General features: G+C 54.2%; 11 protein-coding genes. 9 read left to right on the forward strand and 2 right to left on the reverse strand.

From position 1 onward, the window contains the following. The first annotated feature begins 107 nt into the window (after positions 1–107). The 8 genes from H8L32_RS25300 to H8L32_RS25335 all read left to right on the forward strand — a co-directional run bounded on the left by H8L32_RS25300 (position 108) and on the right by H8L32_RS25335 (position 13,513). Positions 108–1,082 (forward strand): LysR family transcriptional regulator, encoded by a 975-nt coding sequence (locus H8L32_RS25300; RefSeq protein WP_186950637.1) that lies wholly within the window; start codon positions 108–110, stop codon positions 1,080–1,082. A 170-nt stretch (positions 1,083–1,252) separates the two neighbouring features. Further along, positions 1,253–3,292 carry a sensor histidine kinase gene (locus H8L32_RS25305; protein ID WP_186950638.1) on the forward strand — a complete coding sequence of 680 codons (2,040 nt, stop codon included), beginning with the start codon at positions 1,253–1,255 and terminating at the stop codon, positions 3,290–3,292. A 63-nt stretch (positions 3,293–3,355) separates the two neighbouring features. Next, positions 3,356–4,072, forward strand: coding sequence for a riboflavin synthase subunit alpha (locus H8L32_RS25310; protein ID WP_186950639.1), 717 nt, complete (start codon positions 3,356–3,358; stop codon positions 4,070–4,072). A 64-nt stretch (positions 4,073–4,136) separates the two neighbouring features. After that, positions 4,137–4,577 (forward strand): YybH family protein, encoded by a 441-nt coding sequence (locus H8L32_RS25315; RefSeq protein ID WP_186950640.1) that lies wholly within the window; start codon positions 4,137–4,139, stop codon positions 4,575–4,577. 125 nt (positions 4,578–4,702) lie between these two features. Then, a complete protein-coding gene (locus H8L32_RS25320; protein ID WP_186950641.1) occupies positions 4,703–5,206 on the forward strand; it encodes a protein tyrosine phosphatase family protein in 504 nt (167 codons plus the stop codon). 211 nt (positions 5,207–5,417) lie between these two features. Continuing rightward, the gene (locus H8L32_RS25325; protein ID WP_186950642.1) at positions 5,418–10,535 is read left to right on the forward strand and encodes an alpha-2-macroglobulin family protein; all 5,118 of its coding nucleotides are present in this window, start codon (positions 5,418–5,420) and stop codon (positions 10,533–10,535) included. 74 nt (positions 10,536–10,609) lie between these two features. After that, the gene (gene pbpC / locus H8L32_RS25330) at positions 10,610–13,015 is read left to right on the forward strand and encodes a penicillin-binding protein 1C (protein ID WP_230412413.1); all 2,406 of its coding nucleotides are present in this window, start codon (positions 10,610–10,612) and stop codon (positions 13,013–13,015) included. Positions 13,016–13,132: 117 nt separating this feature from the next. Then, positions 13,133–13,513 (forward strand): hypothetical protein, encoded by a 381-nt coding sequence (locus H8L32_RS25335; RefSeq protein ID WP_186950643.1) that lies wholly within the window; start codon positions 13,133–13,135, stop codon positions 13,511–13,513. A gap of 148 nt (positions 13,514–13,661) precedes the next feature. On the opposite strand, the gene H8L32_RS25340 is transcribed toward H8L32_RS25335, so the two are convergent. Then, the gene (locus H8L32_RS25340; protein WP_186950644.1) at positions 13,662–14,108 is read right to left on the reverse strand and encodes a GNAT family N-acetyltransferase; all 447 of its coding nucleotides are present in this window, start codon (positions 14,106–14,108) and stop codon (positions 13,662–13,664) included. Continuing rightward, a complete protein-coding gene (locus H8L32_RS25345; RefSeq protein WP_186950645.1) occupies positions 14,105–15,151 on the reverse strand; it encodes a serine hydrolase domain-containing protein in 1,047 nt (348 codons plus the stop codon). The genes H8L32_RS25340 and H8L32_RS25345 overlap by 4 nt, the downstream gene beginning before the upstream one ends. A 269-nt stretch (positions 15,152–15,420) precedes the next feature. Here H8L32_RS25345 and H8L32_RS25350 point away from each other — a divergent pair, with 269 nt between their 5' ends. Beyond that, positions 15,421–15,783, forward strand: a complete 363-nt coding sequence (locus H8L32_RS25350) for a YXWGXW repeat-containing protein (RefSeq protein ID WP_186950646.1) — start codon at positions 15,421–15,423, stop codon at positions 15,781–15,783. The last annotated feature ends 249 nt before the right edge of the window (positions 15,784–16,032 follow it).

A 16,032-nucleotide genomic window follows, 5' to 3' on the forward strand; every position in this document is an offset into this window, starting at 1 on the left:
ATGACAGCATAATATTGCGGCGCACCATATAAATCTAATTTTGATTTATCATATCCATTATAGTTTTCGTGAATAATTGTTTTTATTTCCTGCTGGGAGCAGATACCATGAACTTCCTGACACTGGACTTGAATCTCTTGCGTGTCTTTGATGCCGTCATGATTGAGCAAAACCTGACTCGCGCGGCCGACAAGCTGGCCATGACCCAGCCGGCGGTATCGAATGCACTGAAACGTTTGCGTCACTCACTCGGTGATGAATTATTGATACGTACTGCCTACGGTGTGAAACCGACGCCGCGCGCGGAAACCCTGTGGCCAGCCATACGCCAGGCACTTTCCAGCCTGGAAAGCGCAATTGCCCCGACCAGCTTCGATGTATCCAAGACCCAGATAACGTTCCGGCTGGCAATGGCAGATGCTACCGCGGCCCTATGGATGCCAACCCTGGTACGCTCAGTGGAAAAGGAAGCCACCGGTGTCACCATGCGCATGGTGCCGCTGACCACACGTGAACCACGTCCCATGCTGATGCGTGGTGATATTGATATTGCCGTCGGTTTTTTCCCGGGTGTGGTCGCCCAACTGACGGGAGGCCAGGGTGCTGCCAACAGCGCAATCCGCCATGAAAGATTGTATTCTGGCCACTATGTCTGCGTGATGCGGAAAGACCATCCGCTGGCAAACAGCACCATGACGATGGATGATTATTGCAATGCAAAACATTTGCTGGTGAGTTTTTCCGGTCGTGCCCACGGCCTGGTGGATGAGGCACTCGCCCAGATGGGACGCGAGCGCCGCATCCTGCTGACAGTGAATCAATTCTTTACCGGTGGCCGCGTGGTCGCCAATTCCGACTTGCTGACGGTCTTGCCGCATCATCTGATTTCTGCCACCGGCATGACGGACGCCCTGATCTGGAAAGAACTGCCCTTCAAGATGCCCGATGTGCATATAGACATGTTGTGGCATGAAAGGGATGGCCGTAACCCTGCCCATCAATGGCTGCGCCAGAACCTGGTGAACATGACCCATTCCACCCTGATCCCGGAACTGGAACATCATATAGAACTAGATACCTAGAACTTGATACCTGAGCACGCTGTAACAAACAGCGTGCATATCGGCAGCATATATGGGCGCGACTATTGCCGCCCCACAAAAAACTTGATAGTCTGAAAGAGGTGAAATAAAAAGACTTCCCTTGTAAAACTTCCTCTGTGATACAACGATAATCACCAAGACTAGACGACATGCCCGATACCCGCTCTACCCTGGTTAGATTACTGCAAGCTGTAATACTGTTTGTGGTGCTGTGCTTTTGCAGCGTGGGTAGCAGCGTGCTGGCTGCACCGCTGAACCTCAAGGGCGACACCGGCAAACTGGCGCTGACTTCCCAGTTTCAGCTGCTTGAAGACAAAAGCGGCCAGTTGAGTATAAACGACATCATGCGGCCCGAAGTGACCAGCCGCTTTCGCCCACTACGCGGCAACCTCAGCGCCTCGTATTCAACATCCGCCTATTGGTTAAGACTGGATTTGCAAAGAGCCAGCCCCAGCACCGGCCAGCAATGGCTGATGGAACTGACGCCGGTCATGCTGGATGATATCCGCCTGTATCACCCCAAAGCAGATGGCAGCATGGAAACTCACCGCGCTGGCGACCGCATGCCTTTTTCGGCTCTGGAAATCCGCCATCACTTTCCCATATTCCTGCTCAATCTGCCTGATACCAGTGCCAATGTGGTCTACCTGCGGATACAGAGCACCAGCGCAGTCTTCCTGCGTGCCACGCTGTGGACGCCACAGACCTTTGTCGAGGAATCGAATTTCATCTCGAACATGATGGGCGTGTATTACGGCATCATGCTGGCGATGATCGTCTACAACCTGTTATTGGCGCTCACGCATCATGAACGGTCCATGATGTATTACCTGCTGCTGTCCCTGCTCACCCTGATTGCAGGCATGAGCCTGAACGGCCACATCGGCATGTATTTCGCGCCCAACTGGCCAGCGCTGGTGGATATACTGCCGGGGCTGGTGTCGCCGCTGATCGTGCTGGCAGCATCGCTGTTCATTTCCAGTTTTCTTAAACTGCGCGAGAAAATGCCGCGCATACACTGGTTTTTTGTCTTTATCCAGATATTCTGTAGCGCCGCTGCCATCACGGTACTGGCAGGGTATAACCATGTGGTTGCACCGTTTGTACAATCGCTGGGCTTGCTACAGATGCTGCTGATATTGCCGGTCTGTCTGGTGGTTGGCCTGCGCGGTTACCGGCCCGGCTATATTGTCTTCATGGCATCCATGACCTGGATCGCCGGGGTCTTGCTGGTGGGCCTGCGCAACCTGGGGCTGATAGAACCTAGCTGGATGACTGATTACGGTTTCCAGGTCGGTTCAGCGGCAGAAGTCATCTTGCTGGCATTGGCTCAGGCTGATCATATCAGCCTGATGAAAAAGGAAAACGCCAACAACCAGGCAAAACTGCTGGAAATCTCACAACGTGCCGAACAGGAACTCGATGCCAAGGTCAGACAGCGTACCGAAGAACTGGCCGATGCAGTGGCCCGCCTGCAAAAACTGGACAAGGAAAAAAATGACTTCCTCGGCATTGCCGCGCATGACCTGAAAAACCCGCTGACCAGCATCATAGGCATGAGCGACCTGCTGCGCAAATTGCAACATGCCATGCCAGAACCGCAACGCCAGCATTACCTGGAACGCATCAGCTATAGCGGCCAGCGCATGATGCGCATCATCAGCAATCTGCTGGAAGTGAATGCCATGGATACCGGCCACCTGCACCTGAATCTGCAAAACCTGGATCTCGGTAAGGTCTTGCATGATGTCATACAGCAATATGAAGAAATGCTGAAAGCCAAGGACCTGATACTGATCAACCAGATACAGGACAGCGTGATGGTACATGCCGACCTCGACGCCTGCGTACAGATCATCGACAATCTGGTCTCCAACGCCATCAAGTATTCACCACTGGGCCGGCATATCTGGCTTAGCGTCAGGGCCGGACAGGGCATGGGCATATTCCAGGTGCGTGACGAAGGCCCGGGCCTGTCGGCAGAAGACCAGTTGCACCTGTTTGAAAAATTCTCGCGCCTGTCCAGCCTGCCGACTGCCGGTGAACATTCCACCGGTCTGGGCCTGTCCATCGTCAAGAAACTCAGTGAAGCCTGTGGTGGAAGCGTCCATTGCGCCAGTGAAGCCGGGCAGGGCTGCACCTTCACCATAGAACTGCCGCTGTCGGTATCACAAGAGCAAGACCATTAAGGAAACAACGGCGTCAGCTACATCGCTTACAATCACCGTATTCCCTCATTTCGGCATCTATCCATGTTTACAGGCATCGTTCAGGGCATCGCCCGCATCGCACAACTCAATGACAAAACCGGCTTGCGCACTTACCAGCTGGAGTTTCCTTCCGGCTTTTGCAAGGACCTGGAAATTGGTGCCAGCGTCGCCGTTGATGGCGTCTGTCTGACGGTGACCGCCCTGCATGGCGACAACGCGGCAGAATTCGACGTCATGCAGCAAAGCCTGGCCATCACCACCCTGGGTGAATACCAGCCCGAGGGACGGGTGAATGTAGAACGGGCCGCCAAAGATGGTGCAGAAATCGGTGGCCACCCCTTGTCTGGCCATATCGACTTCAAGGCCCATATCGCCCAGATACGCGAGCTGGAAAATAATTATGTGATACGCATCGCCGTCCCACCCGAATGGCTGCGCTATATCTTTGCCAAAGGCTATATCGCCATCAACGGGGCCAGCCTGACCATTGCCGAAGTGAACCGTGCAGAAGGCTGGTTCGAAGTATGGCTGATACCGGAAACCCTGCGCATGACCGTCTTTGCCGAAAAGAAAACCGGGGCCAGCCTGAATATAGAAATTGAACGAACCACCCAGGTTGTGGTCGATACCGTACGCAATATGCTGGCAGAAACCCTGGGGCCACTGATGCCGGCGCTGGAAAGCCTGCTGGCACAGCAAGGCAAGGATCTGGGACAAATCATACAAGCGCCGGTCGCCACAAGCAAAAAACCTGATTAGACACTGAAGCGGCTGATCACGGCATCAACCGTCGCCCGCAACAACAAAGCAAAAAAGGATAGCCATGCACCCTGCCGTACCGGATCAAGCCAGCACAGCAGATGCCATCGCTGTCATACAAAACCGCATACATTTATGGCAGGATGCCACGGCGGCTGGTGATGTGGATACCTTGCTGGACCTGATGGATGAAGAGGTGGTATTTCTGGTCGCTGGCAATGCCCCCATGAAAGGTCGCCAGCGATTTGCCCAGAACCTGCAGGCGGTATTGCAGACACACAGCATCGCTTCCCGTTCCGAGATGCAGGAAATCGTCGTGCAGGCAGACCTTGCTTATAGCTGGGCTTATCTGCAAGTCAGCATCAGCCCCAGACAAGGTGGCCAGCCCATACAGCGCAGCGGCAATGTACTGAGCATCTGGCGCCTGCAGGCCGATGGCCAATGGCGCATCAGCCGTGACGCCAATCTGCTGACGCTGGAAACAGCTTCCATACCCGTAGCATGAGCATGGGCGCGCTATTTAGCTTGTTTTTCAACAGCTTATTCACAAGCTTACCCACAAGCTTATCAACATACTTACGCACATACTTGTCAACAGGCTTATCAACAGTTTTACCTACAGCCATATGCGTGGCATTTCTTGCCGGATTTTCAAGCGCCAGCCAGGCACAGAGCCTGGATGCACCGAATGTCGTCCCCATCACGGCACAATTGACCAGTTCTGGCCAGCCCACGGCCAAGGCGCTGGAAGGTCTGGCTGCTCAAGGCTATGAAGCCGTCATCTACCTGGCCCCGCCGCAGGTATCTGACGCAGTGCGTGAAGAACACCTGATCATCGGTCGCCAGAACATGGTCTTTGTGAATATCCCCATCGTTTTCAACAAGCCCACCGTCAAAGATTACAAGATGTTTGCCGCCATCCTGCAAGGCCTGGGAAATAAAAAAGTGCTGGTGCACTGCCAGGTGAATATGCGTGCATCCACCATGGTCTTTTTGTATCGCGTCGTGGTTGGCAAGGAAGACCCCGGTCTGGCCTATGAAGCCGTCAGCAAGGTCTGGTCACCCAGCGGGCCATGGAAACAACTGATGCTGGATGTACTGCAAAAACATCAAATCGGTTTTGAGCCGTATTGAAATTGTTTTCTGTACTGAATCTGCTCCGCCATCCTTCCTGAAAGTCCCCCGCAAAAGCCCCTTGTATTTCACACCCCGGAAGAAATCGTAACACCGGAAGGTATCGTAACGCGTGAAAATAATGGCAATACCCATGCCATAATCCTTGTACAAAATTTGAGCAGTTCATCAGTCGTTCATTTCATACCGCCGATTCAGTCAGGGAAGCAAAATGCAAAACAAATCGTTCAGAATGGCGATGCTGTTCGCCGTGATTATCGTCTTCATCGGTGGTGCTTACTGGTTTAAAACCAGCCGTACTGCGCCCGGCGTGGAAACGCATGATGATCCGAATGCACCCTTTACCCTGATTGATGCGAATGACCGCAGCCTTGATGGTGCACCGGCACTGGCACTGACTTTCAGCCTGCCGCTCGACCCCGGCAAAAATTACGAGCAGTATCTGCAGGTATTTGAAATGCCGCTGTCTGCTGCCGATCTGAAAAAAAGCGAAAAACCAACAGGTGATGCTGACGCCAGCGACGAGACTGATGACCATAGCCAGACGCCGAAAGTCAGCACCGTCAGCGCTGTCAGTACCAGGGCCGAAGATACCGACAGCAAGGCTGGCAAGCTGGTGAGCGGTGCCTGGGTCAGAGGCGACAATCCACGCCTGCTGTACTTCCCGCATATCAAGCCACAAAACCGTTATGTGATACGGGTGCAGCCTGGCCTGCCTGCCCGAAATGGCAAAACCCTGGCCGCAGAAATGCGTTATTCGGTACTGACTTCGCCAGTTGCACCGTCCTATTATTTCGCCAGCAATGGCATGGTATTGCCAGCCAAACAGAATGGCGGTCTGCCCGTGGTCACGGTCAACATCCCGGAAGTGGATGTGCAGTTCATGCGGGTGAAAAATGAACAGTTGCCACGCTTTCTGGATAAGGTCATCAATGGCAAATCGCTGGCGTCTGAAGATAAGCCAGATGACAATTATGGCTATATGCGCACCAACCTGCATGGTGCCGTATCCAGCTATCTGCTTGACGATATGAAAGCGCATAGCGACAGCGTGTATCAGGGTCGTTTTCTGACTGAACAAAAACCGAATAAACGCAGCGTCACTTATATCCCGGTAGAAGATATCAAGGAAGTGCGCGAGCCTGGCGTATACATCGCCGTCATGAGCCTGCCTGGCCGCTTTTTGACGGAATTCCAGACGACCTATTTCTATGTCACTGACCTAGGTTTACAAACCCGCCTGTATGAAAAATCTGCCGATGCCTTTGTCAGTTCGCTGACGGATGGCAAGGCAGTCAGTGGCGTTGAAGTTTCATGGCTGGATGAAAAAGGCAAGGCAATTGCGCGCGCAGAAACAGATGTTGACGGCCATGCCCGTTTTGCTGATCAGCCAAAGAATGCTCAAGTAGTGCTGGCACGCAAAGGTGAACAGATTTCAGTTCTGCCACTGAAAGAACCAGCACTGGATTTGTCTGAATATGACATCACCGGCGCGCCCTACAAGGCCATGCGCCTGTTCGCCTATGCGGGCCGTGACCTGTATCGCCCGGGTGAACAGTTTGACCTGTCGGTACTGGCACGCGATGCCGATGGCCGCAGTGTGCCGGTGCAGGCCATACAGGCCAGGCTGAAACGCCCAGACGGCAAGGATCAGTTGACCACCACCTGGCGCCCTGACCAGCGCTTTGCCGGTTATATGGTGAAACACCTTGAGATACCTGCAGATGCGCCTACCGGTTTCTGGACGCTGGAATTGCGTGCCGATCCTGCCGATAAAATACCGGCAACAGTATTCCGTTTCGGCGTTGAAGAATTTTTGCCCGAACGCATGAAACTCGACCTCAGCAGCAAACAGACGACACTCACCGCCGACAGTAACTATAGTGTGGATGTAGTTGGTAATTATCTATATGGTGCACCGGCTGCCGGTAACAGCCTGTTGGGCGTGATGCAACTGGAACGTAACAAAAATCCGCTGAGCAAACAGTTCCCCGGCGTTGAATTTGGTGACGTCACCGAGAATGAAGTCAGGGTACGTACCGAACTGGAAGCCAGCCAGCTCGACAACCAGGGCAAGACCAGCGTCAAACTGGATCTGTCAGCGGCAGCCAAACGCCATTCACCTTTCACCATACGCACCACCCTCAGCCTGCTGGAAACCGGTGGTCGCCCCGTTGTGCGCAGCCTGGAAAATGTGATCTGGCCGGCATCCAGCCTGGTGGGCCTGCGCCCCCTGTTCAACGGTGAGTATGCGCCGGAAAACAGCCCGGTAGAATTTGAAGTCATCCGCACCAACAGAGACGGCAAGTTGCTGGCTGCACCAGGCCTGCCAGTACGTCTGTTCCGCGAAGACCGCAATTATTACTGGCGTTATGAAAACCAGCACGGCTGGCAATCCGGCTTTACCCAGACGGATGAACTGGTGGACACCGCCAGCGTCACTGTTCCTGTGAATGGCAGGGGCAAATTGCGTATGCCGGTAGGGTATGGTCACTACCGACTGGAAGTACTTGACCCGGACACCAGACTGCCAACTGTCTACCGATTTTATGCCGGCTGGCGTGCACAGGATGATGAAACCCAGGGTAGCCGTCCCGACAAGGTCTGCATGAAACTGGACAAGCCTGCCTACAAAGATGGCGACACGGTGCATTTGAGCTTCACGCCACCACACAAGGGTGAAGCCCTGATCACGCTGGAAGGTGACAGCACGCTATGGATGAAGCGCATGACCGTCGGCGCTGACAGCACCAGCATTGATATTCCGCTCAACAAGGAATGGAAACGTCATGACCTGTATGTCTCGGTGGTAGTGCTGCGTCCCGGCAATGAAGGTGACAAGGTGACACCTGCACGCGCGCTGGGGCTGACCCATATTCCGCTGGAAAGAAGCGACCGTAAATATGTGGTCAACCTCGAAGCACCAGCCAAGGTGCTGCCGGAAACCACGGTCAGGGTGAAAGTCAAAGTCCCCGAAGCCAAAGGCCAGAAAACCATGGTTACCCTGTCAGCGGTGGATACGGGTATTTTGAATATCACCAAGTTTGCCTCACCCGACCCGCTGGCCTTCTTTTTCGGCAAGCTGCGCTATGGCCCGGACCAGCATGACGTGTATGGTCGCCTGATAGAAAAAATGCAGGGCCAGAAAGGCAAGCTCAAATTTGGTGGTGATGCCACTGCCAGCAAACCGGGTAGCAACCTGCCGAAAAGGGTCAGGCTGGTCGATATCTTCAGCGGCCCGGTGCAATTGAATGAACAGGGTGAAGCCGAAATACCGGTTGCGATACCTGATTTCAATGGCACGCTGCGCCTGATGGCAGTCGTCGCTGGTGCAGAACGCTTTGGTGCCAAAGACGCCGAGATGACCGTGGCAGCGCCGCTGGTGGCAGAACTGATTACACCGCGCTTTATGACCGTGGGTGATACCGCTGTGCTGGCACTTGACCTGCATAATCTGTCTGGTGCGACGCAAAACCTGAAAGTCAGGCTGGACGGTGGTGCTGCGCTGAAGCTGGGTGAAGCAGAACGCAGTCTGAGCCTGAAAGACCAGGAAAAACGTACTTTGCGCTTCCCGGTTGAAGCCAGGGCCCAGACCGGCCTGCAAAATATCAGCCTGAACATCAATGGCAGCAACCTGAAAATCACCAGAAACTTTACGCTGGCAGTACAGGCTGGCACACCACAGGCAGAAATTACGCGCAGGCTGAGCGTCAAACCAGGTGACAGCCTGGATATCCGCGATGCTGAATTCGGTGGCCTGCATCGTTCTTCCCTGCTGGCGCACCTAACCATATCCAATAAGCCGCCGATTGACGTCAAGGCAGCGATACAGGGTCTGTTGACGTATCCGTATGGCTGTGCGGAACAGACTGCCAGTACTGCTTACCCGTATCTGTTTATCGATGAAGCAAGTGCGAAACGTTTTGGACTGAAGCCCTTCAGCCTTGAACAAAGAACAGAAGTCATAGGCAAGGCAGTGGCACGTTTGTCTGGTATGCAGGCAACGAATGGCAGTTTCAGTCTGTGGGGCGGTCCCGGCCAGTATGATGCTGATTACTGGTTGTCTGCCTATGTCAGCGGCTTTTTGATGGATGCGCGCGAACAGGGTTTCAATGTGCCGGATGCCGTGTATAACAAGGCGCTTGACTACTTGCTGCGCGGCTTGCAGGAAGGCGTGGCACGCATGCCGGCCACCATCGCCGCCGATGCTGCCGCCGTCACCAGTAGCTACCGTTCATGGGAAAACCGTCGCGGCAATGACAATGGTCATTTTGACGTACTGGCCCATGGTGCGTATGTGCTGTCACGTCAGAACAAGGCTCCGCTGGCAACCCTGCGTCAGTTGCATGAATACCGTGCCCAGGCACCATCCGCGCTGTCACTGGTACACCTGGGTATCGCTCTCAAGCAGATGGGTGACAAAGGCAGGAGTGATATCGCACTGGCTGAAAGTTTGAAGAAAGAACGCAATGGCGGCTACTGGTGGTATGACTATGGCAGCGTATTGCGTGATGTCGCCATGTCATATGCCTTGCTGGACAAACACCAGATCAACATCCCTGGACGCGACAGGTTGATACCTGTGATTGCCAATGAAATGCAAAAACATCCGTATCACAGCACTCAGGAAAAACTGGCGCTGTTCCTGGTTGGCCGTTCGTATGCCAATGCCGCCGATGCACCCTGGAGTGCCAGCCTGAACGTCAACGGCAAAACCGAAGAATTATCAGACAAGGGCATGCTGTTCCGTGAAGCGAATGCAACTGAACTCGCGAGCGGAATAAAACTGACCAACAAGGGCAAAGACCCGCTGTATGTGGAACTGTCACTGACAGGCAATCCAGTCAGAATGCCGGCCGAGAAAAAAGATGTCATCGAACTGGCACGCAAGATGTACACACCTGATGGCAAGGAAATCAGTGGTCGTCCACTGAAGGTGGGAGAAGTCGTCATCATGCGAGTGACAGCGCGTGCCGGCAGCCCGTTTGGCTACGGCATGATCATAGACCGGGTACCAGCCGGACTGGAAATCGAAAACCTGAATATCGTCAACGGCGAACAATTGAACACGCTGAAGATCGATGATCTGTCTCCCCAGGATGCCATGCACGACGGGCGTATCAAGCGCGTGGAATTCCGCGAAGACCGGTTTGTTGCCGCCATGAATCTGGACAACCAGGTGCTGGAACTGTTCTATGTAGCCCGTGCAGTGACGCCAGGCAGGTTCGTGATACCGCCGCTGTATGCAGAAAACATGTACCGGCCAGAACTGTATGGCTTAAGCGGTGGCCAGGATGTGATCACGATTGTAGAAAACGGCAAACCTTAGGAACAAAGTAGAAAATTGAGGGGCTATCCAGGCCAGCATAAGCCCGGATAGCCCTGCCTTCAGCGATGCCAACAATGAAACACTATCCAGAAATAAAAGCCATGCTGCTGCGTTGGAGTAAAGCCCTGCTTTCCCGTAAAAAAACCTGGGCTGTGGCCGTTTTTTTACTGACCAGCCTGGTACTGCTGGACCTGGCTTTTCCACTGCCGCCACCTGGCCGTGATTCGCCATACGCGATGGTGGTGCTGGCGCGCGATGGCTCACCCCTGCGCGCCTTTCCCGATAAGGACCATATCTGGCGGCATGCGATCAGTCTGGACGAAGTCTCACCCTATTATGTGCAGGCACTGACCGGCTATGAAGACCGCGCTTTCTGGTGGCACCCTGGCGTCAACCCGCTGTCCATGCTGCGCGCAGGCTGGCAGTGGCTGCACAATGGCCGCATCATCTCGGGCGGTTCGACCATCACCATGCAGGTGGCACGCATCATTGATCCGACACCACATACAGTGACCGGAAAACTGAAACAGGTGGCACGCGCCCTGCAACTGGAAGCCCATTATTCAAAAAAGGAAATTCTCACGCTCTACTTAAACTACGCTCCCATGGGCGGCGTGCTGGAAGGGGTGGAAGCAGCCAGCCGCGCTTATCTGGGCAAGCCTGCCAATCGCCTCACGCATGCCGAAGCGGCAATGCTGGCTGTATTGCCACAAATGCCCTCGGTATTAAGACCGGACCGTTATCCTCAGCGAGCCCAACAGGCACGTGACAAGCTCATCAGGCGCATGGCAGACCGCTGGAGTAAGGACATCGTTGCCGATGCCCTGAGCGAGCCTGTGGTCGCCCAGACCGTGCGCGAGCCCCTGCTGGCCCCTTTGCTGGCGCTACGCATGAAACAGCAGGCCAGACGCGAGCGTAAATCGGCTGGTAACACGATGGATACAGGTCAGCAAAACGTGATCCGGACCACCGTCGACCCGGCAAGCCAGCAGGTCGTGGAAACGCTGCTGGCTGACCGCATACGTCTGTTACCACCGCATGTGTCAATGGCAGCAATGGTAATGGACAACCAGACGTTTGAAGTGCTGGCCTATGCCGGTTCAGCCGACTTCAGCGACCGCAAGCGTTTCAGCGATGTCGATATGGTGCGGGCATCGCGTTCACCGGGGTCAACACTGAAACCCTTTCTGTATGCGTTTGCCCTGGATGAAGGTTTGATCCATTCGGAATCGCTACTGTCGGATACGCCGCAATCTTTTTCCGGTTACCAGCCAGCGAATTTTTTCCAGAACTTCAATGGCCCGGTCAGCGTGTCCGAAGCCCTGGTGAAATCCCTGAATGTGCCGGCGGTGGAAGTGCTGGAACAACTGGGATCGGACAATTTTGTATCCATGCTCAGGCGTGGTGGATTGAAACTCGATTTTCCGCGTGGTGCCGCGCCGAATCTGAGCGTCATCCTGGGTGGTGCAGGGGCCAGACTGGAAGACATGGTGGGTGCCTATTCCTCACTTGCACGCAAAGGCATGGCGGGCGTTCCACGTATGACACCGGCAGCACCACGCAAGGAACAAAGAATGATGAGCGAAGGTGCCGCTTTCATCGTGCGCGATATTCTGGAAACCGGTGGCCCGGTCGCCCGGGCGGTGGAAGGCAACGGCAGTTACCGTGGCATCGCCTATAAAACCGGCACCAGCTTTGGCTTCCGTGATGCCTGGGCGATTGGCGTCAGCAATCGCTACAGCATAGGCGTATGGGTAGGGCGGCCAGATGGCACGCCCAATCCCGGTTTCTTCGGAGCGAATGTCGCTGCACCCTTGCTGGTCGATATCTTTACCGCGCTGCCGGATGGCCGCAATGCTGGCCCCAATCCGCCACCGGCCTCGGTCAGCCAGGAAAAAATCTGCTGGCCACTGGGTACCCGCGCCAGCGAGCAAACCGACGCCAGCCTGTGCCCGGTGCAACGTACTGCCTGGTTATTGAATGGCACCGCACCACCCAGCTTTGCCGACAGATTGAAGACCGCAACACCGGTCTTCAGCTATTTGGTAGATACCCGGACCGGCCTGCGGGTCGCCCCGGAATGTGCCTCACATGCCAGCGAAACTCGCCAGGCTGCACGCTGGCCATCATCGCTGGGCCCCTGGCTGGATGCCGGCCTGCGCAAAACTGCGTTGCCACCGGCCTGGGCACCCGAATGCGCCACCATCTACAAGGCCGACGACAATATACAAATCGTCGGGCTGAACGATGGTGAAATATTGCACCGGGCAAGCAACAAGGACGTACCCAAAGCACGTCTGGAAATTCGTGGCTCGCAGGCAGACATCAGCTGGATGGTGAATGGCCACATCATAGCCAACAAGACTGCCAGCCAGCCGCAGGTCATCGAATTTCCGCAGGCAGGGCGCTACGATATTACGGCCTTTGATACCTTTGGCAGGTATGACAGAATCAGCGTCAGCATGCAGGCCAGCCCTTAAATAATTTTGCGGGAACGTTTGGAAAAACCGATACAGCTTCATTTTTTCTCCATATTTCTGCGCCATCATCGGTTCTGGAATGAATGTCCCTGTAACTGACTGATGCAAAGGAAAAATATGAAACCACTGTTATCCCTGTCACGCGCCAGTATCCTGCTGGTGATACTGGCACTGAGCAATACCGGACAAGCGCAGCCTCAGCCACCTTATGGTGAACAGAAAAAACCACCTGAGGCAGGCAAGGATGGCCCTCCGCGACGTGAACCGCCGCCACAGGCCTATGAAGCCTGCAAGGACAAGAAGGAAGGTGCGGTAGTGCAGATCACGACTCCACGCGAAGGCAAGATTTCAGCGACCTGCACAACATCACCCAAAGGCCTGTTCGCCCGCCCTGAGCGCCCGCCAGCGCCACCAGGTCCACCAGGCTCAGCTAGCGCATCTGGGGGACAGGCCAGTGCACCGCCGCCGCCTCCACCTCCGCCACCACCGAAAAAATGATCAATCCTGGGAATGGTGCACAGGGTAGCCCGTATAGGTGCGATTAGTGCAACGTAATCGCACGTATGTTTGATCTAAAAATACTAGAACTCATCTTCTTAAAATCATGCGTGCGAATACGCTTAGCTATTCGCACCGTGAGCTGCCTCTAGCTTGGCGACCGTGGATAACGCAGATAGTAATTATCAAACTCAGCTACTTCACGCAAAACAAAGCCGTGGCGAAGGTAAAAACGGTTAGCGTCGCTGTCACGCAAAGCGCCAACGTGGATGATCTTTCCCAGTGCGTCGGCTTCTGCCAGCACAAGCTTGATGGCTACACTGCCAAGACCACGTTGCTGGAAATCTGGATGCAGGTAAAAGTGGTCAAGTAAAAGATCGTTGTCCTGTGGACGTTGTACCAAAAAGCCCGCAAGTAATCCATCCAGCTTGATGAGCCTGGTGTACTCCGCTACAAAACTCCCCAACAGCCGTTGCCGTGCCCTTTCTGCATCAAAACGTCCTATCTTCTCCAGGCTGGGGCGCATGGCCAGCACGCGCAATTCTGCCAGTTCTGTTGCGTCTTCAGGTTTTGCAAATTCGAGTGTAAGTTTCATTGCTGACAGGCTCCTGCCAATGTGGCGGCTATGCTAAAGAATGCCTGCTTGCCGACTTTGGGAACATCCCATTTACCATCCACAGGCACTTTGCGCTGATGGGCAATCACCATATTTAGCTTGGGGATAACCAGAATATATTGCCCATGCAAGCCCCAGGCCATATACGTCTGATACAAAGGCGAGGTCGCTGGCTCTTCCAGTACCCACCACATATAGCCGTAGCCCAACTTGCGTGCGGCAGTCGTGGCCGGGTGCATGGCAGATGATGGCGTGACCACGCTGGTGGTTTTGTCCATCCAGTCTGCCGGTATCAATTGCCTGCCGTTCCAGTTGCCCTGATGCAGAGCCAGATAACCGAGGCGTGCCATGTCGCGCGTGGACAATAAAAAATGATAAGGCAGGTGCAAAGATTTGCTGGTATCACCAAATTTCTTTTGCGCACTCAGTTGAAAATCCTGCAATTGCAGGGCCTGAGCGATGTCTTCATCAAACAGCTGGTACACACTTTTGTGAGTAGCGTTTTCGAGTACCGTACCGGCCACATTAAAATCCCAGTTGTTATATAAAAAATAGCTGCCCGGTGTTTGTGAGCCACGTGCCGGTGCACTGGGCAGATCATCGCCAGTATTGGCTGCCGCATGGAATACGCCTGAACGTGCCGTCAGCAGATCACGCACACGCGCCTGTTTTTCACTATCCAGCAGACCACCTGCATCATCAATGCCCAATTGGGCCAACGTCTGATCCAGGTCTATGGTGGCATTGGCGACATACTTGCCATACAACATGGACAAGATGCTTTTGCGTGCTGATTCGACGATGCCGGGTACATCAGTACGGCCATAACTGAACAGCACGCGGCCATCGCGGATAAACAGCAAGGCTGTGCTGGCTTGCTGTTCCAGCAAATGCTGCGCTTTGGTCTGCGCCTGAAGACAGCTTGCAGTTTGCGTTGCTGCTGGAATCTCTTCCCAGGTTTTTTCAGGGAAAACTGCCTCGGCGTTGGACGCCGTGCTGGCCATCAATAGCAATAGCAACATGCCTGCATTGTTTAAAAATCTTTTGGAAATCAATCCCTGCTCCTGAAATTTGATGAGACTTTATACATGACTATCTGACAGCGACTTGCTTCACCATGGTCGCTATTTGCCTTAGTTTGTTACAAAACCCGGCCTTTGGTCTTATCTGCTAAACCTTGTTTCATTTCTTTACAACTGTACCGTCAACAAGCCTTTTATTTGCGCCGTTAATATCAGCACAGGGCAACCATGCCAGCCGCGGCTTGCGGCGAATTTGTGAAGAGTCAACAATGAAAACCATACCTCTCTGTCTGACGGCTGTCGCCGTGGCAACTTTGATGTCGGCCTGCGTGGTGGCACCACGGCCGGTATATCATCCACAACCTGTGTATGCACCACAGCCTTATCCTGTCGGTACAGTCATCATACAGAACGAGCCACCTGCGCCGTATGCGGAAGTGATAGGTGTGCCGCCTACGCCCGGTTATATCTGGATAGGTGGCGCCTGGTTCTGGGAAGGTGGCCGCCATGTCTGGCATGGTGGTTACTGGTCAGCACCACGGTCCGGTCACTACTGGGTAGCGCATCACTGGGAACGCGCTGGCAATGGCTGGTACTTCAGAGAAGGACACTGGGAACCACATCGCCGCTGATACCAGTGACTTATCTTGTTTGAATTTATGCGCTTGATTTGTAATCTTGCATAGTCTGGCCGCACATATTCACACACATAGTCAGTTTGAAAAAGCAAAAAACCCACCGCTTTACAGAGGTAGGTTTTTTGTTTTGCCCAACAGGGAGGTTGTTCCCTCCCTGTTGCATGGGTACCGGAGTACCCATTATTGCATTGCTTACTACTGAATTAAGCGATGAAGTCGCCGGCAACGATAGAACCTGCGCCA

Origin of the sequence: Undibacterium hunanense (assembly GCF_014284335.1) — a bacterium.
In the GTDB taxonomy this organism is placed as follows: Bacteria; Pseudomonadota; Gammaproteobacteria; order Burkholderiales; family Burkholderiaceae_D; genus Undibacterium; species Undibacterium hunanense.

What these genes read in the sequence shown, in the direction of transcription:
- H8L32_RS25300 (WP_186950637.1), top strand. Translation starts at nt 108, where the DNA reads ATGAACTTCCTGACACTGGACTTGAATCTCTTGCGTGTCTTTGATGCC.
- H8L32_RS25305 (WP_186950638.1), top strand. Translation starts at nt 1,253, where the DNA reads ATGCCCGATACCCGCTCTACCCTGGTTAGATTACTGCAAGCTGTAATA.
- H8L32_RS25350 (WP_186950646.1), top strand. Translation starts at nt 15,421, where the DNA reads ATGAAAACCATACCTCTCTGTCTGACGGCTGTCGCCGTGGCAACTTTG.
- H8L32_RS25310 (WP_186950639.1), top strand. Translation starts at nt 3,356, where the DNA reads ATGTTTACAGGCATCGTTCAGGGCATCGCCCGCATCGCACAACTCAAT.
- H8L32_RS25325 (WP_186950642.1), top strand. Translation starts at nt 5,418, where the DNA reads ATGCAAAACAAATCGTTCAGAATGGCGATGCTGTTCGCCGTGATTATC.
- H8L32_RS25335 (WP_186950643.1), top strand. Translation starts at nt 13,133, where the DNA reads ATGAAACCACTGTTATCCCTGTCACGCGCCAGTATCCTGCTGGTGATA.
- pbpC (WP_230412413.1), top strand. Translation starts at nt 10,610, where the DNA reads ATGAAACACTATCCAGAAATAAAAGCCATGCTGCTGCGTTGGAGTAAA.
- H8L32_RS25340 (WP_186950644.1), bottom strand. Translation starts at nt 14,108, where the DNA reads ATGAAACTTACACTCGAATTTGCAAAACCTGAAGACGCAACAGAACTG.
- H8L32_RS25315 (WP_186950640.1), top strand. Translation starts at nt 4,137, where the DNA reads ATGCACCCTGCCGTACCGGATCAAGCCAGCACAGCAGATGCCATCGCT.
- H8L32_RS25345 (WP_186950645.1), bottom strand. Translation starts at nt 15,151, where the DNA reads ATGTTGCTATTGCTATTGATGGCCAGCACGGCGTCCAACGCCGAGGCA.